22 protein-coding genes are annotated in these 24,409 nt (G+C 66.3%); all 22 read left to right on the top strand.

From position 1 onward, the window contains the following. Positions 1-38: 38 nt before the first annotated feature. The 22 genes from ACE3SN_RS05170 to ACE3SN_RS05065 all read left to right on the top strand — a co-directional run bounded on the left by ACE3SN_RS05170 (position 39) and on the right by ACE3SN_RS05065 (position 24,382). Positions 39-356 carry a 2Fe-2S iron-sulfur cluster-binding protein gene (locus tag ACE3SN_RS05170; protein WP_374528127.1) on the top strand — a complete coding sequence of 106 codons (318 nt, stop codon included), beginning with the start codon at positions 39-41 and terminating at the stop codon, positions 354-356. Positions 357-443: 87 nt separating this feature from the next. Further along, on the top strand, positions 444-1,451 hold the full coding sequence (locus ACE3SN_RS05165) for a cysteine synthase A (protein WP_374528125.1): 1,008 nt from the start codon (positions 444-446) through the stop codon (positions 1,449-1,451). 8 nt (positions 1,452-1,459) lie between these two features. Further along, on the top strand, positions 1,460-1,828 hold the full coding sequence (locus ACE3SN_RS05160) for a hypothetical protein (protein WP_374528123.1): 369 nt from the start codon (positions 1,460-1,462) through the stop codon (positions 1,826-1,828). A 139-nt stretch (positions 1,829-1,967) separates the two neighbouring features. After that, positions 1,968-2,582, top strand: a complete 615-nt coding sequence (locus tag ACE3SN_RS05155) for an ABC transporter (RefSeq protein WP_374528121.1) — start codon at positions 1,968-1,970, stop codon at positions 2,580-2,582. A 326-nt stretch (positions 2,583-2,908) separates the two neighbouring features. After that, entirely contained in the window at positions 2,909-3,427 is a 519-nt protein-coding gene (locus ACE3SN_RS05150; RefSeq protein WP_374528118.1) for a division/cell wall cluster transcriptional repressor MraZ, read from the top strand. Beyond that, a complete protein-coding gene (gene rsmH / locus ACE3SN_RS05145) occupies positions 3,424-4,377 on the top strand; it encodes a 16S rRNA (cytosine(1402)-N(4))-methyltransferase RsmH (protein ID WP_374528116.1) in 954 nt (317 codons plus the stop codon). Before ACE3SN_RS05150 ends, rsmH begins: the two co-directional genes overlap by 4 nt. After that, entirely contained in the window at positions 4,374-4,880 is a 507-nt protein-coding gene (locus ACE3SN_RS05140; RefSeq protein WP_374528114.1) for a hypothetical protein, read from the top strand. The genes rsmH and ACE3SN_RS05140 overlap by 4 nt, the downstream gene beginning before the upstream one ends. After that, entirely contained in the window at positions 4,877-6,604 is a 1,728-nt protein-coding gene (locus ACE3SN_RS05135; RefSeq protein WP_374528112.1) for a peptidoglycan D,D-transpeptidase FtsI family protein, read from the top strand. The genes ACE3SN_RS05140 and ACE3SN_RS05135 overlap by 4 nt, the downstream gene beginning before the upstream one ends. After that, a complete protein-coding gene (locus tag ACE3SN_RS05130; RefSeq protein WP_374528110.1) occupies positions 6,601-8,058 on the top strand; it encodes a UDP-N-acetylmuramoyl-L-alanyl-D-glutamate--2,6-diaminopimelate ligase in 1,458 nt (485 codons plus the stop codon). Before ACE3SN_RS05135 ends, ACE3SN_RS05130 begins: the two co-directional genes overlap by 4 nt. Next, complete coding sequence (gene murF, locus ACE3SN_RS05125) at positions 8,055-9,515, top strand: UDP-N-acetylmuramoyl-tripeptide--D-alanyl-D-alanine ligase (RefSeq protein WP_374528108.1); 1,461 nt, start codon at positions 8,055-8,057, stop codon at positions 9,513-9,515. The genes ACE3SN_RS05130 and murF overlap by 4 nt, the downstream gene beginning before the upstream one ends. 8 nt (positions 9,516-9,523) lie before the next feature. Continuing rightward, positions 9,524-10,594: a phospho-N-acetylmuramoyl-pentapeptide-transferase gene (gene mraY / locus ACE3SN_RS05120; RefSeq protein ID WP_374528106.1), complete on the top strand. Its 1,071-nt coding sequence runs from the start codon at positions 9,524-9,526 to the stop codon at positions 10,592-10,594. Continuing rightward, positions 10,591-11,940 carry a UDP-N-acetylmuramoyl-L-alanine--D-glutamate ligase gene (gene murD, locus ACE3SN_RS05115; RefSeq protein ID WP_374528104.1) on the top strand — a complete coding sequence of 450 codons (1,350 nt, stop codon included), beginning with the start codon at positions 10,591-10,593 and terminating at the stop codon, positions 11,938-11,940. The genes mraY and murD overlap by 4 nt, the downstream gene beginning before the upstream one ends. Then, on the top strand, positions 11,940-13,151 hold the full coding sequence (locus tag ACE3SN_RS05110) for an FtsW/RodA/SpoVE family cell cycle protein (protein WP_374528102.1): 1,212 nt from the start codon (positions 11,940-11,942) through the stop codon (positions 13,149-13,151). The genes murD and ACE3SN_RS05110 overlap by 1 nt, the downstream gene beginning before the upstream one ends. Continuing rightward, positions 13,148-14,311, top strand: coding sequence for an undecaprenyldiphospho-muramoylpentapeptide beta-N-acetylglucosaminyltransferase (gene murG / locus ACE3SN_RS05105; RefSeq protein WP_374528101.1), 1,164 nt, complete (start codon positions 13,148-13,150; stop codon positions 14,309-14,311). Before ACE3SN_RS05110 ends, murG begins: the two co-directional genes overlap by 4 nt. After that, on the top strand, positions 14,308-15,747 hold the full coding sequence (gene murC, locus ACE3SN_RS05100) for a UDP-N-acetylmuramate--L-alanine ligase (protein ID WP_374528099.1): 1,440 nt from the start codon (positions 14,308-14,310) through the stop codon (positions 15,745-15,747). Before murG ends, murC begins: the two co-directional genes overlap by 4 nt. Further along, positions 15,696-16,640, top strand: a complete 945-nt coding sequence (gene murB / locus ACE3SN_RS05095) for a UDP-N-acetylmuramate dehydrogenase (RefSeq protein WP_374528097.1) — start codon at positions 15,696-15,698, stop codon at positions 16,638-16,640. Before murC ends, murB begins: the two co-directional genes overlap by 52 nt. Next, positions 16,637-17,608 carry a D-alanine--D-alanine ligase gene (locus ACE3SN_RS05090; RefSeq protein ID WP_374528095.1) on the top strand — a complete coding sequence of 324 codons (972 nt, stop codon included), beginning with the start codon at positions 16,637-16,639 and terminating at the stop codon, positions 17,606-17,608. Before murB ends, ACE3SN_RS05090 begins: the two co-directional genes overlap by 4 nt. Then, on the top strand, positions 17,605-18,618 hold the full coding sequence (locus tag ACE3SN_RS05085) for a cell division protein FtsQ/DivIB (RefSeq protein ID WP_374528094.1): 1,014 nt from the start codon (positions 17,605-17,607) through the stop codon (positions 18,616-18,618). The genes ACE3SN_RS05090 and ACE3SN_RS05085 overlap by 4 nt, the downstream gene beginning before the upstream one ends. After that, on the top strand, positions 18,618-19,898 hold the full coding sequence (ftsA, locus tag ACE3SN_RS05080; protein WP_374528092.1) for a cell division protein FtsA: 1,281 nt from the start codon (positions 18,618-18,620) through the stop codon (positions 19,896-19,898). The genes ACE3SN_RS05085 and ftsA overlap by 1 nt, the downstream gene beginning before the upstream one ends. A gap of 132 nt (positions 19,899-20,030) precedes the next feature. Beyond that, on the top strand, positions 20,031-21,638 hold the full coding sequence (gene ftsZ / locus ACE3SN_RS05075) for a cell division protein FtsZ (protein ID WP_374528090.1): 1,608 nt from the start codon (positions 20,031-20,033) through the stop codon (positions 21,636-21,638). A 115-nt stretch (positions 21,639-21,753) separates the two neighbouring features. Beyond that, positions 21,754-23,676: an SPOR domain-containing protein gene (locus tag ACE3SN_RS05070; RefSeq protein ID WP_374528088.1), complete on the top strand. Its 1,923-nt coding sequence runs from the start codon at positions 21,754-21,756 to the stop codon at positions 23,674-23,676. Between the two features lie 199 nt (positions 23,677-23,875). Then, positions 23,876-24,382, top strand: coding sequence for a YbjN domain-containing protein (locus ACE3SN_RS05065; RefSeq protein ID WP_374528129.1), 507 nt, complete (start codon positions 23,876-23,878; stop codon positions 24,380-24,382). Positions 24,383-24,409 lie beyond the last annotated feature (27 nt).

Here is a 24,409-nt window from a genome sequence, read left to right as displayed (position 1 = left end):
AAAGCGCGAACAGGCGCATTCAAAAAGGATGATGGGACATGCCGAAGCTGGTTGTGGTCAATCGTGCGGGTGAAGAAAAGACTGTCGAAGCGGCCGCCGGCCTTTCGGTGATGGAAGCGCTGCGCGATAACGGGTTCGATGAACTGCTCGCGCTGTGCGGTGGCTGCTGCAGCTGCGCCACGTGCCACGTCCACGTCGACCCCGCCTTTGCCGACAAGGTCGAGCCGATGAGCGAAGACGAAAACGACCTGCTCGACAGCTCGGATCACCGCGATGCGTTCTCGCGCCTGTCGTGCCAGATCCACCTGACCGACGCCGTCGATGGCCTGAAGGTGACGATCGCTTCGGAAGACTGATCCGCACCTGTCGGTTCAAGTCCGGGTTTAAAGGGGCCAAGCGCAAATCCATTGCGCTTGGCCCTTTGCTTTCCTACCTCGTGCAGCATGACTGCACCATTTGCCCGCGCCAATTCGCTCGATCTTATCGGCAACACCCCGCTCGTCCTGCTGGAAGGCCCCAGCGAGGCTGCTGGCTGCGAGATCTGGGGCAAGTGCGAATTCGCCAACCCCGGCGCCTCGGTGAAAGACCGCGCGGCGCTGTGGATCGTACGCGATGCCGAAGCACGCGGAGCGCTGAAGCCAGGCGGCACGATTGTCGAAGGCACAGCGGGCAACACCGGCATCGGGATCGCGCTGGTCGCCAATGCGCTGGGCTACAAGACGGTCATCGTCATGCCCGAGACGCAAAGCCGCGAGAAGATGGACACCCTGCGCGCGCTGGGGGCGGAACTGGTGCTGGTTCCCGCCGCGCCGTTTTCCAATCCCGGCCATTTCGTCCACACCTCGCGCCGCCTGGCCGAGGAGACCGAGGGCGCGGTCTGGGCCAATCAGTTCGACAATATCGCCAACCGCAAGGCCCACATCGAATCGACTGCGCCGGAACTGTGGGAACAGCTGGGCGGGCGGATCGACGGGTTCACCTGCGCGGCGGGCACCGGCGGGACGATCGCGGGCGTCGGCATGGGCCTCAAGGCGTTTGACGAGAACATCCGCATCGCGCTGACCGATCCGCACGGCGCGGCGCTCTACAACTATTACGCCAACGGCGAGCTCAAGGCCGAAGGTTCGTCGGTGGCCGAAGGGATCGGGCAGGGGCGGATCACCGCCAACCTCGAAGGCGCGCCGATCGACACCCAGTTCCGCATCTCGGACGAGGAAGGCCTCGAATGGGTCGCCCGCCTGCTTAGCGAGGAAGGGCTGTGCCTTGGCCTGTCCTCGGGCATCAACGTTGCTGGCGCGGTTGCGCTCGGGCGGCAGCTGGTGGCCGAAGGGCGCGAGAACCCGCGCGTGGCGACGATCCTTTGCGATACAGGCTTTCGCTATCTCTCCAGCCTTTACAACGCCGACTGGCTGCGCGCGAAAGGCTTGCCGGTGTTCCCCTGGCTGGGGTAAGATGGCCCATGGCCAGTCAACCGACGCATGACCAAAGCGGGCAGACACCGCCGTCACGGGCGGTGGAGCCGATCTCGGGGCCCCAGCATTTCACTCCGCCGGGCGCACGCGAACTGCGGGCCCAGGCGGTGCAGCGGCTGCAGTCCGGCCTGTTTGGTTTGGCCGCGATCCTGCTGATCGTCGGCCTTGCCAACATCATCAACGACCGCGCGCGTGATGCCGACGTGGCCGAAGGCGTTGCCGGGCCAAAGCCGGTCGTTTCTGCTACGGGCGAGCCGAAGACCGATCCGCTGGCCGACATCGGCATCGTTCCTGCAACCACGCCGGAGGTAAAACCTTCGCCGACCCCGACGGGCGATCCGGGGACGCACCGTTAGGCACCGTCGGCTACTGTCCGCGTTCGGCCTGCTGGCGCTTGCGCTGGGGCTGATCGTCTGGCTGGCTTCGACACGCCCGTCCGCCCCGCAGCAAGCCGAGGGGCAGCAGCCGCTGGGCCTGTTCACCAGCCTGCCGGTGATGTGGGCGGAAAGCGCCGAGATCGGCGACCTGCTGGGCAGCAAGGCCCCGCCGCACTGGGCGCGCGAGGCCCTGTCCCGCCGGGGCCGGATCGTTCCGCTCGATACCTTGGCCGGGCCAGGCGATCATGGCCCGCTTGCTGGACTGACGCGGCTTGTCATCGCCCAGCCGCGCCCGCTCAGCCCTTCGGAAAACGTCGCGCTGGATGATTGGGTGCGCGGCGGCGGGCGCTTGCTGCTGATCGCCGATCCCGCCCTGACCGAGGATTCCGCCTTCGCAATCGGCGATCCGCGCCGCCCGCAAGGCACGGCGCTGCTTTCGCCGATCCTGGCGCGCTGGGGCCTGGAACTGGCCTTCGACGACAGCCAGCCCTTCGGGGAAACGCTGCACTCGGCATTCGGAACGCGGGTTCCGGTCAACCTTGCAGGCCAGTTCAGGCTGACGGGCAAGGGTGCCTGTGTGCTCGAAGCGGGCGGACTTGCCGCGACCTGCACAATTGGCAAGGGCAGGGTGGTGCTGCTGGCGGACGCGGCCCTGCTGGACCAGGCCGATCCGGGCGGAGCGCGCCGCCAGGCGCTCGATGCGCTGCTCGAAACGGCCTTCACCAGACCCTGATTTCGGTTCGATCCGGGGAATTCGCGGGACGATCCGCGAGTCCCATTCAAAACCTGCGCTAAACCGCTGATTTTGGTCTAGAACAAAGCAAAAACATGGCTGTGCCAAGCGGATTTCGTGACGAATCAAAATAGGGTAAATCAACAATTTACCGTTCTATCCCCTGATTTCCCGTTATTTTCCCTTCCATCCCGTCGGAAGCGTGATATTGAACCATTTCATCGACATGGAATTTCACCGTCGCATCCCGCCAAGGGGTGGTCTGGCCGCGAGGGCGCGCGGCCAGGACGGGGAGGGTATTTTTCGGGGACCGGGACATTCCCGGCATGAGGCGGGGCAAAGTGGAGGCGGCAAAGCCAGTCAGCTACAGTGGTCAGGGCTTTTCGCTGATGGGCGAAAAGGGCCGCTTTGTGCTGCCGCCAGATTTCCGCAAGGCGGTCCGCGATTCCGGCCTTGGCGAGCGCGTCCTGTGCCTGGCCAAGCACCCCCGCTGGAAGTGCCTCACCGGCTTTGGCCTGTCGCGCGTTGCCGAATTCGAAGGCGAGCTTGACCGTGAAGAGCGCATCGCGCTGGAGCGCGGCGTTGATTTCGACCGCGATCTGCGCGCCCAGCAACTCTATGGCTTTGCCCGCGTGCCGTTCGATGATTCCGGCCGTTTCATCCTGCCCGAACGCTATTTCCGCCTCGGTGGCCTCACCACCAGCGCCTTTTTCCAGGGTGGCGGCAAGTCGTTCACGATCTGGAACCCCGAAGAACTCGCCAAGATGGGGGCGGGCTGGGAAGACGCGCAGGAGGCCTGCGCCGATCTCGCCGCCCAGGCCGCAGCTGGAAAGGGGCGCAAATGACCGCTCCTGCTCCCCACATTCCGGTCCTGCTCGATGAAGTGATCGCCGCCCTTGCGCCCACGCCCGGCGCGGTGATCGTCGATGCGACCTTCGGCGCGGGCGGCTATACTCGGCGCCTGCTCGATGCCGGGGCCAGCGTTCACGCCTTCGACCGCGATCCCGATGCCATCGCCAATGGCCGCACGTGGCCGGAATGTGCGGGCGATGCGCCGCGCCTGGTGCTGCACCCGCGCCGCTTTTCCGAAATGGTCGCCAGCCTTGCCGAAGCCGGCGTCGCCCAGGTTGACGGCGTGGTGATGGACATCGGCGTATCCTCGATGCAGCTCGACCAGGCCGAGCGAGGCTTTGCCTTTTCCAGCGACGGCCCGCTCGACATGCGGATGGGCCAGGACGGGGAAAGCGCCGCCGACTTCCTCAACACCGCGCCCGAAAGCCAGATTGCCGACGTGCTGTTCCAGTATGGCGAGGAACGCCAGTCGCGCCGCGTGGCCCGCGCGATCGTGGCGGCGCGGCCGCTGGAAACCACTGGTCAGCTGGCCAATGTCGTGCGCAAGGCGCTCGGCTATCGACCCGGTGCGCCCAAGGATCCCGCGACCCGCAGCTTCCAGGCGATCCGCATCCACGTGAACGCCGAACTGGATGAACTCGACGCTGGCCTTGCCGCTGCCGAAACGCTGCTGCGTCCCGGCGGGCGGCTCGCGGTGGTCAGCTTCCACAGCCTCGAAGATCGCATCGTCAAGCAGTTCCTGCGCGATGCCAGCGGCGCGGTGGCCAATGCCTCGCGGCATATGCCCGTCGCGGCCGCCGCCGCCGCGCCGACCTTTGCCCAGCTGTCCAAGGCCATTCGCCCGTCCGAGGCCGAACTGGCCCGTAACCCCCGCGCGCGCTCCGCGACGCTGCGCGCCGCTACCCGTACCGAAGCCGCCGCCCGGCAAAGGAGGGCCGCATGAACCTGACGCGTGATCGCCTGCGTTCGATCGGATGGGCCGCCGTGCTGCTCATCTGCTTCACCCTGCTCGTTGCGCTGACCTTCCGGGTCAATGCCGTGAAAAGCCAGGTACGCCTTGCCGAGCGGCAGATCGTTTCGCTCAAGCAGGACAAGATGCTGCTCGAAACCGAGTTCGAAACGCGGGCCAACCAGCAGCAGTTGCGCAACCTCAACGATGTCGAATTCGGCTATAGCGCGCCGACTGCCGGCCAGTACCTGGAAGGCGAACGCCAGCTCGCGGCGCTTGGCAAGGCGCGCGGCCCGAACGCGCCGAGCCCGATCCGCGTCGCGAGCGCCGAGACGGCAGCGCCTGAACCGAGCGGAATCGTCGCAATGGTCTCGCCGCTGACCGGCAAGGCCATGGCCGCCGAAGCGCCCAAGGGCGGCAATCGCAAGCCCGTGACCGCCGCGACGCTGGGTGACCGGCTGAGCCACGTCGACAGTTCGGAGGGCCGTAGCGAATGAGCTCGATCTCCATCCAGACCGCGATTTCCACTGGCCGGGGCGAACTGGTCAACGTCCGGCAGCGCACGCTGTTGATGGCGAAGTGGCGCGTGTTGTGGGTGGTGGCCGGCTTTGCCCTGGTGGCGATGATGGCGCTGGTGCGGATTGCCTTCCTTGGCCTGTTCGAGGTCGGTTCGACCAACCGCGACATGGCGGCGGCGCTGATGCCCGCGCGCGCCGACATCGTCGATCGCAACGGCGTGCCTTTGGCCCGCGCCTTCCCTGCCTATTCGCTGTGGTACAACCCGGCGGCACTGGGCGGCAATGGCCCGCCGCTGGTGCATTCGGCGCGGCAGGTGGCCGAGCAGCTGGTGGCGATCTTCCCGGACATGGACGTCGACCAGTTGACCCAGCGCCTCGCGGATGGCCGCCCGGGCTATCTGCGCCGTCGCATCCTGCCGGAAGACGCAAACAAGATTCACCTGCTGGGCGAACCCGCGCTGGAATTCCCGCGCGAGACGGAACGCTATTATCCGCAAGGTTCGATGGCGGCCCACGTGCTGGGCTTCGTCGGCGCCGACGGGCACGGCCATGTTGGCATGGAAGAGGTGTTCGACAAGCGCCTGACCGATCCCAACAACCGCGGCGTGCCGGCCGTGCTTTCGATCGACACCCGCGTGCAGGGCGCGCTTGAAGACGAACTCTCCAAGGGGATGATGGAATCGAACGCCAAGGGCGCGGCCGGGATCATCCTCGACGTCGATACCGGTGAAGTGCTCGCGCTGGCATCGTTGCCTTCGTTCAACCCCAACCTGATCGACCGCGCGGGCGAGGCCAACATCTTCAACCGCGTGACCAACCAGGTTTACGAACTGGGCTCGGTGGTCAAGCCGATCACCGTCGCCTCCGCGATCGACGCGGGCGTGGTGACCGACCTGTCCAAGCGCTATCAATCCGATCGGCCGCTTGCCATCGGTGGCTTCCAGATTCGTGACAGCCACAATTTCGGCGCATCGCTCAACATTCCCGAGGCGCTGATCCACTCCTCGAACATCGTCACGGCGCAGGTTGGCGACGAACTGGGCGGGGCGCGGCTCAGCGCGACCATGCGCGCGCTCGGGATCAATGAACGTCCGACCATCGAATTGCCCGCGCGCGGCTTTCCGATCTGGCCCAAGGGCGACTGGTCGCGCATTACGACCATGACCGTGTCGTTCGGGCATGGCGTGGCGATGACCCCGCTGCATCTCGCCAGCGCCTATGCGGCCCTCGTCAACGGCGGCGTGTGGCATCCGGCAACCTTGCAGAAGGTCGAACCGGGCCAGGTCGTGCCAGGTCGGCGCGTGTTCAAGGCCTCGACCAGCGCGCGGATGCGGCAGTTGCTGCGCCTGATCGTCGATGTTGGCACGGGCAAGAAGGCCAATGCCGCGGGCTTTCGCGTTGGCGGCAAGACTGGTTCGGCCGAAAAGCCCGGCGCTGGCGGCTATCGCCGCACCTCGCTGATCGCCACTTTCGCTTCGGCCTTCCCGATGGATCATCCGCGCTATGTCGTGGTGGTCATGCTCGACGAACCGCAGGGCACGGTTGCCACCTCCGGGCAGCGCACAGCCGCCTGGAATGCGGCCCCCGTGGTCGGACGCGTCGTGCCGCGCATCGGCCCCCTGCTGGGCGTCATGCCTGATGATACCCGCGACGTCGACATTTCCGATCTCGCCCCGCTGATCGCGAGCGGGGAAGGAGAATGAGGCTCGCCGCGCTGGCGCGGGGCGCGGGCATCGCGCTGCCCGCTGGCGTTGACGCGGCGGTCGCCGGCTTTGCCATCGACAACCGCAAGGTTGCCCCCGGCACCGTGTTTGGCGCGTTCCAGGGCACGGCCGTGAATGGCGAGGACTTCATTCCGGCCGCGATCCACGCCGGGGCCGTCGCCGTGGTCGCGCGGGCCGAAGCCAGGGTCGAAGGCGCGGTGCACATCGTTTCGGCCAATCCCCGCCAGACCTTCGCGCGCCTTGCCGCGCAGTTCTTTACGCCGGTTCCCGAAACCATCGTCGCGGTCACCGGAACCAACGGCAAGACCTCGACCGTCGAGATGGTCCGCCAGATCTGGCGCATGGCCGGCTTCCGCGCCGCGTCGATCGGCACGCTGGGAATCACCACGGCCGACGAAAGCGTTTCGACGGGCCTGACCACGCCCGACATAGTCACCTTCCTTGCCAACCTACACGGACTGGCGCGCGAAGGAGTGACCCATGTTGCCTTCGAGGCGTCGAGCCACGGCCTGTCGCAGTATCGCAACGAAGGTGTGGCGGTCATGGCCGGGGCCTTCACCAACCTTTCTCGCGACCACCTCGATTACCACAAGGACATGGACGACTACTTCGCGGCCAAGATGCGGCTGTTCGACGAAGTGGTCGAAGCTGACGGTGCGGCGGTGATCTGGACGGACGACGAATGGTCCGCCCGCGCGATCGGCCATGCCAGGGCGCGCGGGCTGCGGCTGATCACCGTGGGCGAGGGCGCCGACGCCGATGGCATTCGCCTGACCTCGCGCACGCCGGGCCAGCTTGGGCAAGTGCTCGAGGTCGAGTTCGCCGGCCGGGCGATCAAGCTTAACCTGCCGCTGATCGGGGCCTATCAGGCCGCTAACGCGCTTGTATCGGCGGGGCTGGTGCTGGCCAGCGGGGGCGAGGCGGCGCAGGTGTTCGATGCACTTTCCCGCTTGCAGCCGGTGCGCGGGCGGCTGGAACGCGCCGCGATCACCCATGCGGGCGCACCGGTCTATGTCGACTATGCCCATACGCCCGACGCCCTTGAGGCCGCCATCGCCGCGTTGCGCCCGCATTGCGCTGGCCGCCTGATCGTGGTGTTCGGCGCGGGCGGCGACCGCGATGCCGGCAAGCGCCCCGAAATGGGCCGCGTGGTGGCGAGCCAGGCGGAAATCGGGATCGTCACCGATGACAATCCGCGCGGCGAAGACCCCGCGCTGATCCGCGCGGCCGTGCTGGCTGGCGGGGCCGAAGCCTTGCGCGAAGTGAGCGAGCGCCGCGCGGCGATTGCCGCCGCGATCGCGCTGGCGGGCAAAGACGATATCGTGCTGGTGGCCGGCAAGGGCCACGAGCAGGGCCAGATCATCGGCGCGGGAGAGAACTGCCGCGTCCTGCCGTTTGACGATGTTACCGTTGCGAGGGAGTGTGCCGCATGAATGCCCCGTTCCGCATCCTTGACTGGCCGACTGAACCCGAAGACGCGCTGGGCCTGGCGCTGTGGAATGCGGTCTCGCTCGCGCGGGCGATGGACGGGGTGGCCGTGGGTGAATTCCAGGTCGCCGGGGTGGAAATCGACAGCCGCGACGTGATCGAGGGGGACCTGTTCTTCGCGCTCAAGGGCGAGGCGATGGACGGGCACCGCTTCGTACCGATGGCGTTTCAGAAGGGCGCAGCCGCGGTGGTGGTCGATCGTCCGGTCGACGGGCCGCACATCCTGGTCAAGGATACCTCAAGGGCGCTTGAGCTTCTTGCCAAGGCCGCGCGCGAACGCGCCGATGCGACCGTGATCGGGGTGACCGGATCAGTCGGCAAGACCGGGGTCAAGGAAGCGATCTTCGCCGCGCTCGACCGCTCGAGCAGGGGCAAGGCGCATCGCTCGGTCAAGAGCTACAACAACCATGTCGGTGTGCCGCTCAGCCTTTCGCGGATGGCGGCGCGGACGCGCTTCGGCGTGTTCGAAATGGGCATGAACCATGCCGGCGAAATCACTGCTTTGACTGCGCAAGTTCGTCCGCATGTGGCCGTCATAACCACCATCGCGCCTGCCCATATCGAGAACTTGGGCAGCGAAGAAGCCATTGCCGACGCCAAGGCGGAAATCTTCAGCGGCCTGCAGCCCGGCGGCACGGCGGTGATCCCGGCCGATAGCCCGCACTTCGCGCGCCTGCGCGATGCCGCGCTGGCGGCCGGCGCGAAGGTCGTTTCCTTTGGCAGTGCCCCGCATGCCGATGTCCGGCTGCTGGACGCGGTTGCCGCGCCCGGTGGCGGCTCGCTGGTGACTGCAGACCTCGGTGAACGGCGGGTGTGCTATACCGTTGCCGCACCGGGTGAGCATTGGATCGCCAATTCGCTCTGCGTCATGGCTGCAGTGCGCGCGGCCGGCGGCGATCTTGGCGCGGCGGGCCTTGCGCTTGCCGAGATGGAAGGTCTCAAGGGGCGGGGCGCGCGAACCGAGCTGGCGATCAAGGGCGGCGGCAGTGCGCTGCTGATCGACGAGAGCTACAACGCCAATCCGGCCTCGATGCGCGCCACCCTGGCCCAGCTGGGCGCAACGCGGGCCGCGCGGCGCATCGCCGTGCTCGGCGCGATGAAGGAGCTGGGCGACTTTGCCCCGGCGTTTCACGCCGCCCTGGCCGAGCCGATCTTGGCGGCAAAAGTCGATCATCTGATCATGGTTGGCGACGAGATGCGATTTCTGGCCGAGGAACTGGGGAAATCGGGCCCCGGCGCGCTTGGCAAGGGCACCAGCTTCGCGCATTGCGGCAAGGCCTCCGAAGCGCTCCAAGCGCTTCAGGCGTTGGGCGTGGCAAGCGGTGACGTGATCCTCGTCAAGGGGTCGAATTCGGTGGGGCTCGGGGCAGTGGTTGCCGCGCTCGCCAAGCAGGAAGGTTAGGATCAGGAATGTTGTACCTGATCGCGCATTATTTTCATTTCGAGGGTCTCGCGAACCTCATCCGCTACCAGACCTTCCGGGCGGGCGCGGCGCTGATGACTGCGCTGATCATCGGGCTGTTGATCGGCCCTCGCTTCATCAACATGCTGCGCGTGCGCCAGGGCAAGGGCCAGCCGATCCGCGAGGATGGGCCGCAGAGCCACCTCGCCAAGCGCGGCACGCCGACCATGGGCGGGCTGATGATCCTGATCAGCCTGGTTATCTCGATGCTGCTGTGGATGGACCTGACCAATCCCTTCGTCTGGGCTTGCCTTGCCGTGACCGGCGGGTTCGGCCTGATCGGGTTCCTGGACGATTACGACAAGGTCAAGAAGCGCAGCACCGCCGGGGTATCGAGCAAGGCCCGCCTGCTGGGCGAATTCGCGGTTGCCGGCGTGGCGGCGTGGATCATCGTCAGCCAGGTTTCGACCAACCTTTACGTGCCCTTCCTGAGCGATCGCTACATCCCGCTGGGGCCGTTCTACTATGTCTTTGCGGCGGTCGTGATGGTTGGTTTCGGCAACGCGGTGAACCTTACCGACGGGCTCGACGGGCTGGCGACCATGCCGGTGGTGATCGCCGCCGCCGCGTTTGCGGTGATCGCCTATCTCGCTGGCCGCGCCGACTTTTCCGCCTACCTTGGCATTCCTCACGTGCCGCGCGCGGGTGATCTCGCAATTCTCTGCGCCGCGATCATGGGGGCCTGCCTCGCCTTCCTGTGGTTCAACGCCCCGCCTGCCGCCGTGTTCATGGGCGATACGGGCAGCCTTGCCCTCGGCGGCGCACTCGGCGCGATCGCGGTCGCTTCGCACCATGAAATCGTGCTGCTGATTGTGGGCGGCCTGTTCGTGATGGAAACCGCATCGGTGATCATCCAGGTCGCGGTCTACAAGCGCACGGGCAAGCGCGTCTTCAAGATGGCGCCGATCCACCACCATTTCGAACAGCTCGGCTGGAAGGAATCGACCGTCGTGATCCGCTTCTGGATCGTGTCGATCGTGCTGGCCCTAATCGGACTTTCGACGCTCAAGCTCAGATGATCACCTCTCCCGCCTTTGCCGGCAAGCGTTATGCCGTCCTTGGCCTCGCCCGCTCCGGGATGGCGACGGTGGAGAGCCTGCTTGCCAGCGGCGCCCATGTCACCGCCTGGGACAGCCGCGAGGAGCCGCGCCGCGGGCTGGAGCAGCGCGGGGTCGAACTGGCCGATCCGCTGGGGATCGATCTGGCCGGGTTCGACGGGGTCGTGGTTTCGCCGGGCGTTCCGCTCAACAAGCATCCGATCGCGGCCCATGCCGCCAGTGCGGGTGTGCCGGTGATTGGCGATATCGAGCTGTTCGCGCTTGCACGGCCGAACCTGCCCGCTCACCGCGTAGTGGGCATTACCGGGACCAACGGCAAGTCGACGACTACGGCGCTGGTTCACCACATCCTGCAATCGGCCGCGGTGCCGACGCGGATGGGCGGTAACATCGGCCTGCCGATCCTGTCGCAAAAGCCGCTCGATGCGGGCGGAGTCTATGTGCTCGAATTGTCGAGCTATCAGCTGGATCTGACCTTCAGCCTGGAAAGCGACGTCGCCGCGCTCCTCAATGTGACCCCCGATCACCTCGATCGCTATGACGGCTTCATGGCCTATGTCGCGTCGAAGGCGCGCCTCTTCGCGATGCAGCGCGCGGACCAGATTGCCGTGTTCGGCACCGGCGATGCGGAAACCCGCGCGATTGCGGCGCGCGAAATGGTGCGGCGCGAACAATGGCGGGTGCGCAGCGTCGATGGCAAGGACTTGCTTCAGTCGCAGGCTGACTGGCCATCGCTGCAAGGGCCGCACAATCTGCAGAATGCCGCCGTCGCCGTGGCGATTGCGGAAGGCCTGGGGCTAACGCCGATGCAATGGCGCCCGGCCCTGGCGACGTTCCGGGGGCTGCCGCACCGGATGGAACGCGTGGCCGAGGCGGACGGCGTCCTCTACATCAACGACAGCAAGGCCACCAATCCCGCCTCGACCGCCCCTGCGCTCGCGGCCTTTCCGCCGACCGATCATCGCCGGATTCACTGGATCGTTGGCGGCCTGCCCAAGGGCGACGACCTTGACGAATGTGCGCCCTACTTCGGCAACGTCGCGGCGGCCTACACGATCGGCGATGCCGGGCCGCTGTTTGCCGAACTGCTCCAGCCCCATGTCCCGGTAACGCGCAGCGAAATGATGTGCGACGCGATCCAACAGGCCAAGGCCGCGGCCAGGCCCGGCGACATCGTGCTGCTCTCGCCGGCCTGTGCCAGCTTCGATCAGTTCCGCGATTTCGAGGCGCGCGGCGACAGTTTCCGCCAGATCGTTCAGGCGCTGCTAAGCCCCGATCAGGATATGGCCACGGGAAGGCCCTGCTGATGGCAACCCACCCGCCCTATGTTCCGCGCGCAGGCAACGCCACCAGTGCGGCCAAGATGCGCCGTACCCGCCGCAGCGAGCTGGGTATCTGGTGGCGCGAGATCGACCGCGTGTTGCTGGTGCTGGTGCTGGCGCTGATGGGGATCGGCGCGGCGGCAGTCGCGGCATCGAGCCCGGCCAGCGCGCGGCGCCTTTCCACCTCGGCGGTGAAGCTCGACGACTTGCACTTTTTCTATATCCACCTGCGCTGGCAGTTTCTGGGTTTGATCGCGATGTTCGGCGCTTCGATGTTGCCACGCGAAATGGCGCGCAGGGTGGGGATCTTGCTGGGCTTTGCGATGCTGATCGGGCTTATGCTGGTTCCCGTGGTCGGATCTTCGGTCAATGGCGCAAAACGCTGGCTCAACCTTGGCATCTCGCTGCAACCGTCGGAATTCCTGAAGCCCGCTTTCGCGATCTCGATTGCTTGGGTGCTGAGCTGGCGGGTGCGCGATCCGAACTTGCCGGTAATCGCGATCTCAACCGCGCTGATGGGCCTGATCGGGGCGCTGCTGATGCTTCAGCCGGATTTCGGTTCGACCGTGCTGTTCGTCGGCGTGTGGTTCGTGATGATCCTGATGTCGGGCATCCCGGTAAAGCGCATCGCGGCGGCGGGCGCGGCGGGCGTGATCGGGCTGATCGCGGCCTATACCTTCTATGACAACGCCCGCCACCGCATTGACGCGTTCCTGGGCGGCGGCACGGCGTTCGATCAGGTCGACCTGGCGGAGCGCACACTGCTGGCGGGCGGCTGGACCGGCAGCGGGCTGTGGCTGGGTACGCGCAAGTTCGGCCTGCCCGAGGCGCACACCGACTATATCTTCTCGGTCATCGGGGAAGAGTTCGGCCTGATCGTTTGCGCGATAATCGTGATCCTCTACCTGGCCATCGTGCTGCGCGTGCTCTTGCGCCTGCTCGATGAAGAAGATCTGTTCACCACCCTTGCGGCGGCGGGCCTGACTGCCCAGCTTGGAGGACAGGCCTTCATCAACATCCTCGTCAACCTTCAGCTGTTTCCCTCGAAAGGCATGACCCTGCCGCTGATTTCCTATGGTGGCTCCTCCACCATCGCGCTGTGCCTGGGCGTGGGCTTCCTGCTCGCGATCACCCGCCGCAACCCGTTCCTCAAGCGCGAGGGCTTTACCCTGCGCGACCTGGGGCTGGTGCAATGAGCGGGGCGAGCCGTCACTACGTGCTCGCCGCTGGCGGTACCGGTGGGCACCTGATCCCCGCCTTCGCGCTGGCGGCGGAGCTTGAGCGGCGCGGCCACCACGTTGCGCTGATCACGGACGAGCGCGGCGCGAAGCTGCCGGGCAAGCCCTCGTTTCTGGTCAGCCATGTCCTGCCCGCCGGACGGATCGGCAAAAACCCTCTGCATTGGCCGAGGGGCATCGGGGCAATCCTTGAAGGCAAGCGCATGGCGCTGCGCCTGTTCGAAAGTTTCCAGCCCTCGGCAGTGATCGGGTTTGGCGGCTATCCCGCCTTCCCGGCGCTGTGGGCGGCGACCTCGGCAAAGATCCCCAGCGTGATCCACGAGCAGAACGCGGTACTGGGCCGGGTCAACCGGTTCCTCGCGGGCCGGGTCGATGCGATCGCAACGTCCTATCGCGAGGTTGAGCGGCTGAAGCCCAGGCACCTCGCCAAGACCCATCTCGTCGGCAATCCGGTTCGCGCCGAAGTTCTGGCGCTGCGCGAGCAGCCGTTCCCGGCCTTCAGTGCGGATGGTTTGCTGCGGGTGCTGGTCACCGGTGGCAGCCAGGGCGCCTCGGTCCTGTCCGATGTGGTGCCCGATGGCCTTGCCATGCTGCCGCCTGCGCTGCGCAGCCGCCTGCAGGTCACCCAGCAGTGCCGCCCCGAAGATATCGAGGCGGTGCGTGCGCGCTATGCCGCCCATGACATTCCGGCGGAACTTGGCACCTATTTCGAAGACATGGCCACCCGCCTTGCCGATGCGCACCTGTTCATCGGCCGCGCCGGGGCTTCGACCGTGGCCGAACTGACCGCCGTTGGCCGCCCCGCGATCCTCGTCCCGCTGCCGATCGCGACCGACGACCATCAGGCGTTCAACACCGGCGAGATCGCCGCTGCTGGCGGCGCGCGGATGATCCGGCAGGACCGGTTCACGCCCAGCGAACTCGCCAAGCAGATCCAGGCGATTGCGATGAACCCCGAAACCCTGGCAACCGCCGCCCATGCCGCATGGAACTGCGGTTATCCCAATGCCGCCAGCGATCTTGCCGACCTCGTCGAAGGCTTTGGCGGTACCCCGCTGATGGACGTGATCCGCGTCGCGAGCGAAGTTGAAGCCAGCTCTCAGGAGCAACTCGCATGAAGACCGCGCTCTCCTCCGCGCCCGGCGGGCGGATGCCGACCGATATCGGCACGATCCACTTCGTCGGGATCGGCGGGATCGGCATGTCCGGCATTGCCGAGGTGATGCACAACCTGGGATACAAGGTGCAAGGCAGCGACATTGCCGAAGGCTATGTCGTCGAAGGGCTGCGCGCGCGCGGGATCAAGGTGATGATCGGCCATACCGCCGAAAACCTGGGCGATGCCGCCGTGGTGGTGACTTCCACCGCCGTTCGCCGGACCAATCCCGAAGTCGCCGCCGCGCTCGAACACCGAGTACCGGTGGTGCGCCGCGCGGAAATGCTGGCCGAACTGATGCGCCTGAAGCGCACGGTGGCGGTCGCCGGCACCCACGGCAAGACCACCACGACCTCGCTCGTCGCCGCCCTGCTCGATGCTGGCGGGGTGGACCCGACCGTGATCAACGGCGGGATCATCAACTCCTACGGCTCCAACGCGCGGCTTGGCGAAAGCGAATGGATGGTGGTCGAGGCGGATGAGAGCGACGGTTCGTTCCTGCGGCTCGACGGCACGATCGCGATTGTCACCAATATCGACCCGGAGCATCTCGACCATTACGGCAGCTTCGACGCGATCAAGGACGCCTTCGTCGAATTCATCGAGAACGTGCCCTTCTATGGCTGCGCGGTGCTGTGCATTGATCACCCCGAAGTCCAGGCCGTGATCGCCAAGGTGCGCGACCGCCGCGTGGTGACCTATGGCTATTCCGCCCAGGCCGACGTGCGCGGTGAGAACGTCACTCCGTTCCCCGGCGGCAACCGGTTCGACGCGGTGCTGCGCCAGCGTGACGGCAGCTTCCGCCGGATCGAGGGCATCGAACTGCCGATGCCGGGCCGCCACAACGTTCAGAATTCGCTCGCGGCGATTGCCGTGGCGGTGGAAATGGGCGTGCCGGACGATGTGATCCGCACCGGCTTTGCCAAGTTCGGCGGGGTTAAGCGCCGCTTCACCAAGGTGGGCGAGGTCGATGGCGTGACGATCATCGACGATTACGGCCACCACCCGGTCGAAATCCGCGCCGTGCTGGCTGCCGCCCGCGAAGGGGTGAAGGGCCGAGTCATCGCCGTGGTCCAGCCGCACCGCTTCACCCGCCTGCGCGATCACATGGATGACTTTTCGGCCGCCTTCAACGATGCCGATGTGGTCTATGCCGCCCCGGTCTATCCGGCCGGCGAGCAGCCGATCGAAGGCGTCGATTCCGCCGCGATGGTTGCCGGCATGAAGGCGCGCGGCCACCGCAGCGCGCAGGTAATCGAAGGCCCGGACGCGCTGGCCCGCGCGCTGGCCGAAACGGCCCAGCCGGGCGACATGGTCGTCTGCCTTGGCGCCGGCGACATTACCAAATGGGCGGGCGGCCTCGCCGAAGCCATCGCTTTCCAGCGGAGGGGCGGGTGAACGCAGCCACGCTTCCCCAGACCGCGGGCAAGCTGACCCCCAATGCCCCGCTGGCGCCGCTCGTCTGGTTCAAGTCCGGCGGCGCGGCCGAGTGGCTGTTCGAGCCGAAGGACGTCGCCGATCTGCAGGCCTTCCTGCGCGAGCTTGATCCCTCCGTGCCGGTCATGGCGCTGGGCCTCGGCTCCAACATGATCGTGCGCGATGGCGGAGTGCCGGGCGTGGTGGTGCGGCTTGGCAAGGCCTTCTCCAAGGTGACGCAATGCGCCGATCTGACGCTCGATTGCGGGGCGGGGGCCTCGGGTATCCTCGTTTCCTCGACCGCGCGCGACAACGATATTGCGGGGCTGGAATTCCTGCGTTCGATCCCCGGCACGGTCGGCGGCTTCGTGCGGATGAACGGCGGCGCCTATGGCGGCGAAGTGAAGGACATTTTGGTCGACTGCGACGTGGTGCTGCGCGATGGCAGCCTGCACACCCTGCCGGTGGCAGAGCTGCACTATACCTATCGCCACAGCGAACTGCCCGACGGCGCGATCGTGGTCGGCGCGCGGTTCAAGGGGCGTCCCGGCAAGGCCGAAGACATCCAGGCCGAGATGGACCGCATTTCCGCCAGCCGCGAAGCATCGCAGCCGCTGCGCAGTAAGACCGGCGGATCGACCTTCAAGAATCCCGAAGGCCACAAGGCCTGGGAACTGGTCGATGCGGCGGGCTGCCGCGGGCTTACCGTCGGCGGGGCGCAGGTCAGCGAAAAGCACTGCAACTTCCTGCTCAACCTGGGCGAGGCGACCAGCGCCGACATCGAGGAACTGGGCGAGGAAGTGCGCCGCCGGGTCAAGGCAAAGTCGGGCGTGACGCTCGAATGGGAAATTCAGAGAGTAGGTAAGTCCAAGTGAGCCTTCCGAAGCTTCATGTCGCGGTCCTGATGGGCGGCTGGTCCAGCGAACGGCCGGTTTCGCTGATGAGCGGGGAAGGCGTGGCCAAGGCGCTGGAAGAGCGCGGACACAAGGTGACCCGGATCGACATGGGCCGCGATGTGGCCCAGCGCCTGGCCGAAGCCGCGCCGGACGTGGTGTTCAACGCGCTCCACGGCTCGCCCGGTGAGGATGGCTCGGTGCAGGGCATGATGGACCTGATGGGGCTGACCTATACCCATTCGGGCATGGTCACCTCGGTCATCGCGATCGACAAGGAACTGACCAAGCAGGCGCTCGTTCCTCACGGCATCCCGATGCCCGGCGGGCGGATCGTGACGTCCGAGGAAATCTTCGAGCGCGATCCGCTGGCGCGGCCCTATGTGCTGAAGCCGGTCAACGAAGGCTCGTCGGTGGGCGTGGCGATCGTCACGGCGGAAGGCAACTATGGCAACCCGATCAGCCGCGATGCCAAGGGGCCTTGGCAGGAATTCGACAAGCTGCTGGCCGAACCCTTCATCCGCGGGCGCGAACTGACCACTGCGGTGATGGGCGGGGCTGATGGCCCGCGCGCGCTGATGGTCACCGAGCTCAAGCCCAAGTCGGGCTTCTACGATTTCGACGCCAAGTACACCGAGGGCATGACCGAGCACATCTGCCCGGCCGAGATCCCCGATGAAATCACCAAGGCTTGCCTCGATCTCGCCCTGCGCGCGCACCAGCTGCTGGGCTGCAAGGGCTGCAGTCGCACCGACTTCCGCTGGGATGACGAGCGCGGGGTCGAAGGGCTGTTCGTGCTCGAAACCAACACCCAGCCGGGGATGACGCCGCTCAGCCTGGTGCCGGAACAGGCGAAGCACCTCGGCATGAGCTATGGCGAGTTGGTCGAGGCGATCATCGCCGAGGCGTTGGCAGACAAGCAGGCAGCGGATAAGCGGGGGGCGCAATGAGCCAGACGATCAAGCGCGGCGGCAAGAGCGTTCGCAAGGCGGCAGCGGCCCAGGGCAAGGCGCGGCAGGTCCGCGTGGCCAAGGCGAAGACCGGCAGCGCGGTCGATGCGGCGATGAGCTGGGTGCCGCTCAGCGAAGCGCAGCTCCACCGGTTGTTCCTGGCCATGATCCTGGGCGGTGCGGTGGCGCTGGCCTGGATAGTCGCGAGCTTTGCCGGCCTGCCGCTGATGGCGCAGCAGCAACTTGCCGTAATTTCCGGCAATGCTGGCTTCGAAGTTCGCAATATCTCGGTTCGTGGGACCAAGAACCTCAACGAACTCAAGGTTTACGAGCTCGCACTTGCGGACAACCGCCGGGCCATGCCGTTCCTCGATCTCGATGCGGTGCGGGATCGGTTGATGAGCCTTTCATGGGTTGAGGATGCGCGGGTTTCGCGCCAGCTTCCCGATACGCTGGTGATCGATATCGTCGAGCGCAAGCCCGTGGCGGTGCTCAGGAAGGTCGATCGGCTGGTGCTGATCGATGCCAAGGGCACCGAACTCGAAGTCGTCGCGCCGGAACGGGCCAAAGGCAAGTTGGTGATTTCCGGATCCGGCGCAGGCCAGCAGGTCGAGGCGCTCGCTGCGCTACTCGATGCCGCGCCGGCGCTGAAACCGCAGGTGGCCGAGGCCGAATGGGTCGGCAACCGCCGCTGGAATCTGAAGTTCAAGACGGGGCAGGTGCTGGCCCTGCCGCAGGGCGAGGCGCAATCGCACAAGGCGCTGATGACCTTCGCCCGTCTCGACGGGACCAACCGCCTGCTCGGCGGCAAGGTCGTGGCTTTCGACATGCGCGCGCCCGATCGCGTGTACTTGCGTGTTCCTGGCAGGACCGATCCGGTCGAACAGCAGACCGCCAATACCGCTGCCGTTGCCGAAATCAGCAAGAAGGAAGCAGCAGCCAAAGCCGAGGCCAAGACCGGCACCGAAAAGCAGGCTGAGACCAAGCCGGCCAAGGCAGGGCAGGACTGATGGCGCCGCCGCGAATTGCCCGCACATTTGCTGCCGTGAACATCGGCTCGTTTCGCATCTCGGCGATGGTCGCCGGGGTTTCGGAGACGGGTGAAATGGTCGTGCTCGGCTCTGGCCACCGCGCCGCGCAGGGGGTCAAGCGCGGCTATGTCACCGACATGCAGGCCGCGACCTATGCCGTGCGCGACGCGGTCGAGCGGGCCGAAAAGATGGCCAATGTCGCCGTCAAGAGCGTGTGGATCGGGGCCTCGGGGGCAGGGCTCGCCAGCCAAGTCGCGCAGGTTGAGGTCGATATCGGCGGACGCCGGATCGAACAGGACGATGTCGAGCACTTGCTTGTTTCCGCGCGCGATGTGATCCAGCCCGACGGGCGCATGGTGCTCCACGCGCAGCCCGCGCACTATACGCTCGACGGCGCGGACGGGGTGTCTGATCCCAAGGGGCTCCACGCCGAACGCCTGGGCGTCGATATTCACGTTATGCTGGCCGACGGCGCGCCGATCCGCAACATCACCGAAGCGGTGCAGAACGCCCACCTCGAGGTTGAGGCCGTCGTGGCTTCGCCAATCGCGGCCGGCTATGCCTGCCTGTCCGCCGAAGAGCGCGAACTGGGCGTGGCGCTGGTCGAATTCGGCGGGGAGGTAACCAACGTTTCGGTCTATGCAGCGGGAATGCTGCTGGGGCTGGTGACGATCCCGATCGGTTCGGGCGACATCACCGATGCCATCGCCAGCGCCTTTGGCATCCGCCGGTTTCAGGCCGAGCGGCTGAAATGCGTCCACGGTTCGGCGATCGCAAGCCCGGCGGATCACCGCGAAATGATCCCCGTGAATGCGCCCGGCGAAGAGGGCTCCGGTCCGGCGGCGCGTCATGCGGATGACAAGAACCGCGTGCCGCGCGCGGAACTCGTCTCGGTCATCACCGCCCAGCTCGGACGGCTGATGGACGAAGTGTCGCGCGCGCTGAAGGGGCTGGGCTTTACCGGCCAGCGCGGGCAACTGGTCGTGCTGACCGGCGGCGGTGCGGAACTTGCGGGGCTGGCGGACTATGCCCAGGCCGCGCTGGGCAAGCCGGTGCGCGTGGGCAAGCCGAGCCACGTGAAGGGTCTGCCCGAAGCCCATGCCACGCCGGGTTTTTCGACGCTGGCCGGGCTGGTGCTCTATGCGGCAGCCGATCCGATCGACATCCGCTCGATCGGGCCGAGCTATACCCTGACGTTCAAATATAAGGGTTTCGCCCTGGTCGACCGGCTCTACCGCGCCGTGCGGGAGTATTTCTGATGTTCGCAGTGCCGTCAGCGCGATGGTCGGCTGTGGACAACACGGGTGATAAGCTTTGATTCGCCGATTCTATCGGTGCAAGTAGGTTAATAATACCATTTATTGCATTCGCGCGACGGACAGGAGAGCGCCATGAGCATCAATATCGGACCGCCAGCTGTTGAAGAGCTGCGCCCTCGGATCACCGTGATTGGCGTTGGCGGCGCTGGCGGCAACGCGATCGCCAACATGATCTCCGCCGGGATCGAAGGTGTCGATTTCGTCGTCGCCAATACCGATGCCCAGGCGCTGAACAACGCGATTGCCGAGCACCGGATCCAGCTCGGCGCGGAAATCACGCAAGGGCTGGGTGCGGGCGCCCGTCCCGAAGTTGGCCGGGCCGCTGCTGAAGAAAGCATGGCACTGATCGACCGCGCGCTGGAAGGCGTGCACATGTGCTTCATCGCTGCCGGCATGGGTGGCGGCACCGGCACCGGCGCGGCCCCCGTGGTGGCGAAGGCTGCGCGCGACAAGGGCGTGCTGACCGTTGGCGTCGTGACCAAGCCGTTCCTGTTCGAAGGCACGCGCCGGATGCGCGCCGCCGAGGCTGGCATCGAGGAGCTGCAGAAGCACGTCGACACGCTGATCGTCATCCCCAACCAGAACCTGTTCCTGGTGGCCAAGGCGGAAACGACCTTCAAGGAAGCCTTCCAGCTGGCCGACGAAGTGCTGCAGCAGGGCGTGCGCTCGATCACCGACCTGATGGTTATGCCGGGCCTCATCAACCTCGACTTTGCCGACGTCCGCTCGGTCATGGCCGAAATGGGCAAGGCGATGATGGGCACGGGTGAGGGTAGCGGTGAAAACCGCGCGCTCGAGGCCGCCGAAAAGGCGATTGCCAACCCGCTGCTCGATGGCGTCTCGATGCAGGGCGCGAAGGGCGTCATCATTTCGATCATCGGCGGCGAGGACATGAAGCTGCTCGAAGTCGACGAGGCCGCGAACCATATTCGCGAACTCGTCGATCCCAACGCGAACATCATCTGGGGCAGCGCCTTTAACCCCGATCTCGACGGCAAGATCCGCGTATCCGTGGTCGCGACCGGGATCGAACAGAGCGCATCGCAGGCCGAGGAAGCCAGTGCCCGTCCGCTCGGCTTCAGTGCCGGTCGTGGACCCGCGCGTCCGCCGATGGCCGCTCCGCCGGTCGCCGAGCCGCTGTTCGAGCGCCCGTCGGCGCCTGCGGCCGAACCGGTTGCGGAAGCCGCCCCCCAACCTGTGGCCGAGGCCCCCGTATCTGCACCCGCGTCGCTGGACGATGATGATTGGGATATGGCCGAAGCTGCGGCCGACGCCGCCGAAGCCAACGCGAGCGAGCCGCTTGAGCTGTCGTTCGAGGCGGAAGAAGGCGGTGACGGCGACGACGAACTGCTGCTCGATGCTTCGCGCCTGGCCGACGAAGACGCGCCTGTTTCCGGGTCCGGCGCTCTGCCCGGACGCCGCCGCAGCCTGGTGAGCGGCGGCGATGAAGGCGGTGAACTTGGCGGTGAGGCAACCTCTGCCGAACCCGTCAGCGCCGCGCCGCGTGCACCGCGTGCACCGCGTGCTCCTGGCGGCGGCGGGGCAACCCTGTTCGAGCGCATGGCCAACCTTTCCCGCGGCGGTCGCGCCTCGTCCGACGACGAGGACGACGATGGCGACGATACGGGCGGCGCCTCGATCAGCATCCCGCGTTTCCTCGGGCGCCAGAACAACCAGTGATCCTGTTTCGGGCAGGGCCGATGCTCTGCCCGAAGCCGGTTCGGGCGATGTTCAGGCAAGGCTGTCTAACCGGCAGCCACCCAAGCGCCAACCGGCGGATTTAAAGGAAGAAATGATGAGCCCTGTCCGTCTGCCCGTGCGCCTGATGATCGGCGGCGCGGTGCTGCTTGGCGGGGCGATCGCGGCGCCACTTGCGGTCCAGGCCCAGACCAAGCCGGTCCCGGTGGTGAGCCAGCCGGTGGTGCAAAGCGTGCCCGGCGGCGAGAGCATGAAGCTCAACGACGCGCTCAACCGGCTGGCCAAGGACCCGCGCGACATCGCCGCATTGCTCGACGCGGGCAAGGCTTCGCTCGATCTGGGCGATGTCGATGCGGCAATCGGCTTCTTCCAGCGCGCGGCCACGCTTTCGCCCGGCAATGCGCAAGCCAAGGCGGGCCTGGCCGGGGCCTATGTGCTCAAGCGCGATCCCTATACGGCGATCCCGCTGTTCAGCGAGGCGGAAAAGGACGGCCCGATCGATCCGGCGCGGCTGGCTGACCGGGGTCTGGCCTATGACCTGGTCGGCGATAACCAGACCGCCCAGCGCTATTACCGCGAATCGCTCGCCGTCGCACCCAGTGACGAGACGGTCCGGCGGCTTGCGCTGAGCATGGCGATCGGCGGCGACCGGCGAGGCATGGAAACCACGCTCGCCCCCTTGCTGCAAAAGCAGGACAAGGCGGCCTGGCGCACCCGCGCATTCGGCCTCGCGATCCTGGGCTATGCTGACGAGGCGGAAGGTATCGCCCGGCAAAGCCTGCCTGCCGACCGCGCCACCGCGATCAGCGCATACCTTCGTTTCATGCCGCGCCTGACCCCGTCGCAACAGGCGGCTGCCGGCAATCTCGGCCATTTTCCCCGCGCTGCGGAAGTCGGGGTCGATGACCCGCGCGTTGCGCAATATGCCCGCCCGCGTCCGGCATTGGCGAGCGCTGCGTCGGTCGCGCCCGCGTCGCAACCTGTCAAGACGAAGGGCAAGTCCAAGGGACGCGCGACCGAGAAGACTGCGCCGACGCAGGCCAAGGCCCAACCGCAAGCGGCTCCGCCGGTCGCTCCGCCCGAACCCAAGGTTGGCCGCGAAGTGAACGGCGAACCGGTTGAACTTGCCGCGATTGACGAGCCGGCGAAGCAACCGAATGCCCAGACCCAGCTTGCGGCGGTCACTACGCAGCCGGTGGTTCAGGCCGCTCAGAAGCCGGCCACGCCTCCGCCCGCGCAGCAGGCTGCCGCGCCCGGTTTCGCCTCCATCGATCCCGTGAATACCAACCCCGCTCCGGGTTTCGACCTAAAGCAGGTTTCCGCTTCGAATAGCCAGGTTGCGGCGCCGCAGACTGCTACCTCGCAGACTCAAACCGCGCCGCCGCCGGCGCCCCGTTCCGACGCCGCTCCCCAGTCCAAGCCGGAGCGGTTTGAAGACGTGTTCGCCGAATTTTCCAAGCCAAGCGTCGAGGCCGCGCCGGCTGCCGGTGCGGTCGACGTCCGCAAGCTTCCGCCGCCCGCCAAGGAAGTGGCCGTCAACGATTCCAAAGATCCGAAGGCCAAGGAGTCGGCAAAGGATGCCAAGGGCAAGCCGGTGGCCAAGGATGCCAAGCTTGATCCGTGCGCCGAGCCACCGTCCAAAGCCAAGACCGGCGCCAAGGGCAAGACCGCGAGCAAGGCGGGAGCCAAGGCTGCAAAGGCCTCGGACACCCAGTGCAAGAACGGCAAGCAAGTCAAGGCACCAAGCCATCCCAGCCGTATCTGGGTCCAGGTCGCCACCGGCAAGAACAAGAAGGCGCTGGCCTTTGACTGGAACCGTTTTGCCAAGGACGATCCTGCGGTGTTCAAGGGCCGCACGGGCTATACCAGTGCCTGGGGCCAGACGAACCGCCTGCTGACCGGGCCATTCGACAGCGAAGCTGCGGCCAATGCCTATATCGCGAAGCTGAAGAAGGCTGGCCACACCGGGGCCTTCATCTGGACCAGTCCGGCCGGGCAAGTGGTCGACGCGTTGCCCTGATCTGACCGCGGGTTAACTACGTGGAAGCCCTTTTCCACACCTTGTAAACAGACTTGTCGAGTTTTGCGCAGCCGTCCGTTAACGCCTCATTGTCCATCGCACCCTTGCCGACGCATCCAGCATGGCGTTGCGCAACTTGGCGCTTCGCACCGGGGCGCAATTTCGCGCTTCGTTACCGACAGGACACTTCGTGGACCGCATGATGCAAGACAGCCGGGATTACGAACGCGATGACGATGCGGCGCCGGTGGATATGCTGGCCTCGCTGTTCGAGGCGCGCGGCTGGCCCTGTGAATTCGTCGGCGAGGACGAGATTTCGGGTGAGATCAAGGGCAGCTGGGCCAGCTATACCGTGCGCGGCATCTGGCGGCGCGAGGATCATGTACTTCAGCTCCTCTGCCTGCCCGACATCCGCGTGCCCGAAGACAAGAACGCGGCGATCTTCGAGCTGCTGGCGATGGTCAACGAACAGCTTTGGGTCGGTCACTTCGATCTGTGGTCGAACGGCAACGTGCTGCTTTACCGCCACGGCCTGCTGCTCGGCGACGAGGGCCTGCTGAGCCTTGCCCAGGCACAGGTGGCGGTGGAAGCCGCGGTAGAAGAGTGCGACCGCTTCTATCCTGCCTTCCAGTTCGTGCTGTGGGGTGACAAGAGCCCGCAGGAAGCCCTGTCGAGCGCGCTGGTCGACGCTGCTGGAGAGGCCTGAGGGCCTAGCCACCGCCGCTTCGGCGCA

It is taken from the genome of Novosphingobium sp., assembly GCF_041915465.1.
Classification (GTDB): domain Bacteria; phylum Pseudomonadota; class Alphaproteobacteria; order Sphingomonadales; family Sphingomonadaceae; genus Novosphingobium.
This window is presented reverse-complemented; position numbering and strand designations above follow the sequence as displayed.

What these genes read in the sequence shown, in the direction of transcription:
- ACE3SN_RS05170 (WP_374528127.1), top strand. Translation starts at nt 39, where the DNA reads ATGCCGAAGCTGGTTGTGGTCAATCGTGCGGGTGAAGAAAAGACTGTC.
- ACE3SN_RS05165 (WP_374528125.1), top strand. Translation starts at nt 444, where the DNA reads ATGACTGCACCATTTGCCCGCGCCAATTCGCTCGATCTTATCGGCAAC.
- ACE3SN_RS05160 (WP_374528123.1), top strand. Translation starts at nt 1,460, where the DNA reads ATGGCCAGTCAACCGACGCATGACCAAAGCGGGCAGACACCGCCGTCA.
- ACE3SN_RS05155 (WP_374528121.1), top strand. Translation starts at nt 1,968, where the DNA reads ATGTGGGCGGAAAGCGCCGAGATCGGCGACCTGCTGGGCAGCAAGGCC.
- ACE3SN_RS05150 (WP_374528118.1), top strand. Translation starts at nt 2,909, where the DNA reads ATGAGGCGGGGCAAAGTGGAGGCGGCAAAGCCAGTCAGCTACAGTGGT.
- rsmH (WP_374528116.1), top strand. Translation starts at nt 3,424, where the DNA reads ATGACCGCTCCTGCTCCCCACATTCCGGTCCTGCTCGATGAAGTGATC.
- ACE3SN_RS05140 (WP_374528114.1), top strand. Translation starts at nt 4,374, where the DNA reads ATGAACCTGACGCGTGATCGCCTGCGTTCGATCGGATGGGCCGCCGTG.
- ACE3SN_RS05135 (WP_374528112.1), top strand. Translation starts at nt 4,877, where the DNA reads ATGAGCTCGATCTCCATCCAGACCGCGATTTCCACTGGCCGGGGCGAA.
- ACE3SN_RS05130 (WP_374528110.1), top strand. Translation starts at nt 6,601, where the DNA reads ATGAGGCTCGCCGCGCTGGCGCGGGGCGCGGGCATCGCGCTGCCCGCT.
- murF (WP_374528108.1), top strand. Translation starts at nt 8,055, where the DNA reads ATGAATGCCCCGTTCCGCATCCTTGACTGGCCGACTGAACCCGAAGAC.
- mraY (WP_374528106.1), top strand. Translation starts at nt 9,524, where the DNA reads ATGTTGTACCTGATCGCGCATTATTTTCATTTCGAGGGTCTCGCGAAC.
- murD (WP_374528104.1), top strand. Translation starts at nt 10,591, where the DNA reads ATGATCACCTCTCCCGCCTTTGCCGGCAAGCGTTATGCCGTCCTTGGC.
- ACE3SN_RS05110 (WP_374528102.1), top strand. Translation starts at nt 11,940, where the DNA reads ATGGCAACCCACCCGCCCTATGTTCCGCGCGCAGGCAACGCCACCAGT.
- murG (WP_374528101.1), top strand. Translation starts at nt 13,148, where the DNA reads ATGAGCGGGGCGAGCCGTCACTACGTGCTCGCCGCTGGCGGTACCGGT.
- murC (WP_374528099.1), top strand. Translation starts at nt 14,308, where the DNA reads ATGAAGACCGCGCTCTCCTCCGCGCCCGGCGGGCGGATGCCGACCGAT.
- murB (WP_374528097.1), top strand. Translation starts at nt 15,696, where the DNA reads ATGGGCGGGCGGCCTCGCCGAAGCCATCGCTTTCCAGCGGAGGGGCGG.
- ACE3SN_RS05085 (WP_374528094.1), top strand. Translation starts at nt 17,605, where the DNA reads ATGAGCCAGACGATCAAGCGCGGCGGCAAGAGCGTTCGCAAGGCGGCA.
- ftsA (WP_374528092.1), top strand. Translation starts at nt 18,618, where the DNA reads ATGGCGCCGCCGCGAATTGCCCGCACATTTGCTGCCGTGAACATCGGC.
- ftsZ (WP_374528090.1), top strand. Translation starts at nt 20,031, where the DNA reads ATGAGCATCAATATCGGACCGCCAGCTGTTGAAGAGCTGCGCCCTCGG.
- ACE3SN_RS05070 (WP_374528088.1), top strand. Translation starts at nt 21,754, where the DNA reads ATGAGCCCTGTCCGTCTGCCCGTGCGCCTGATGATCGGCGGCGCGGTG.
- ACE3SN_RS05065 (WP_374528129.1), top strand. Translation starts at nt 23,876, where the DNA reads ATGATGCAAGACAGCCGGGATTACGAACGCGATGACGATGCGGCGCCG.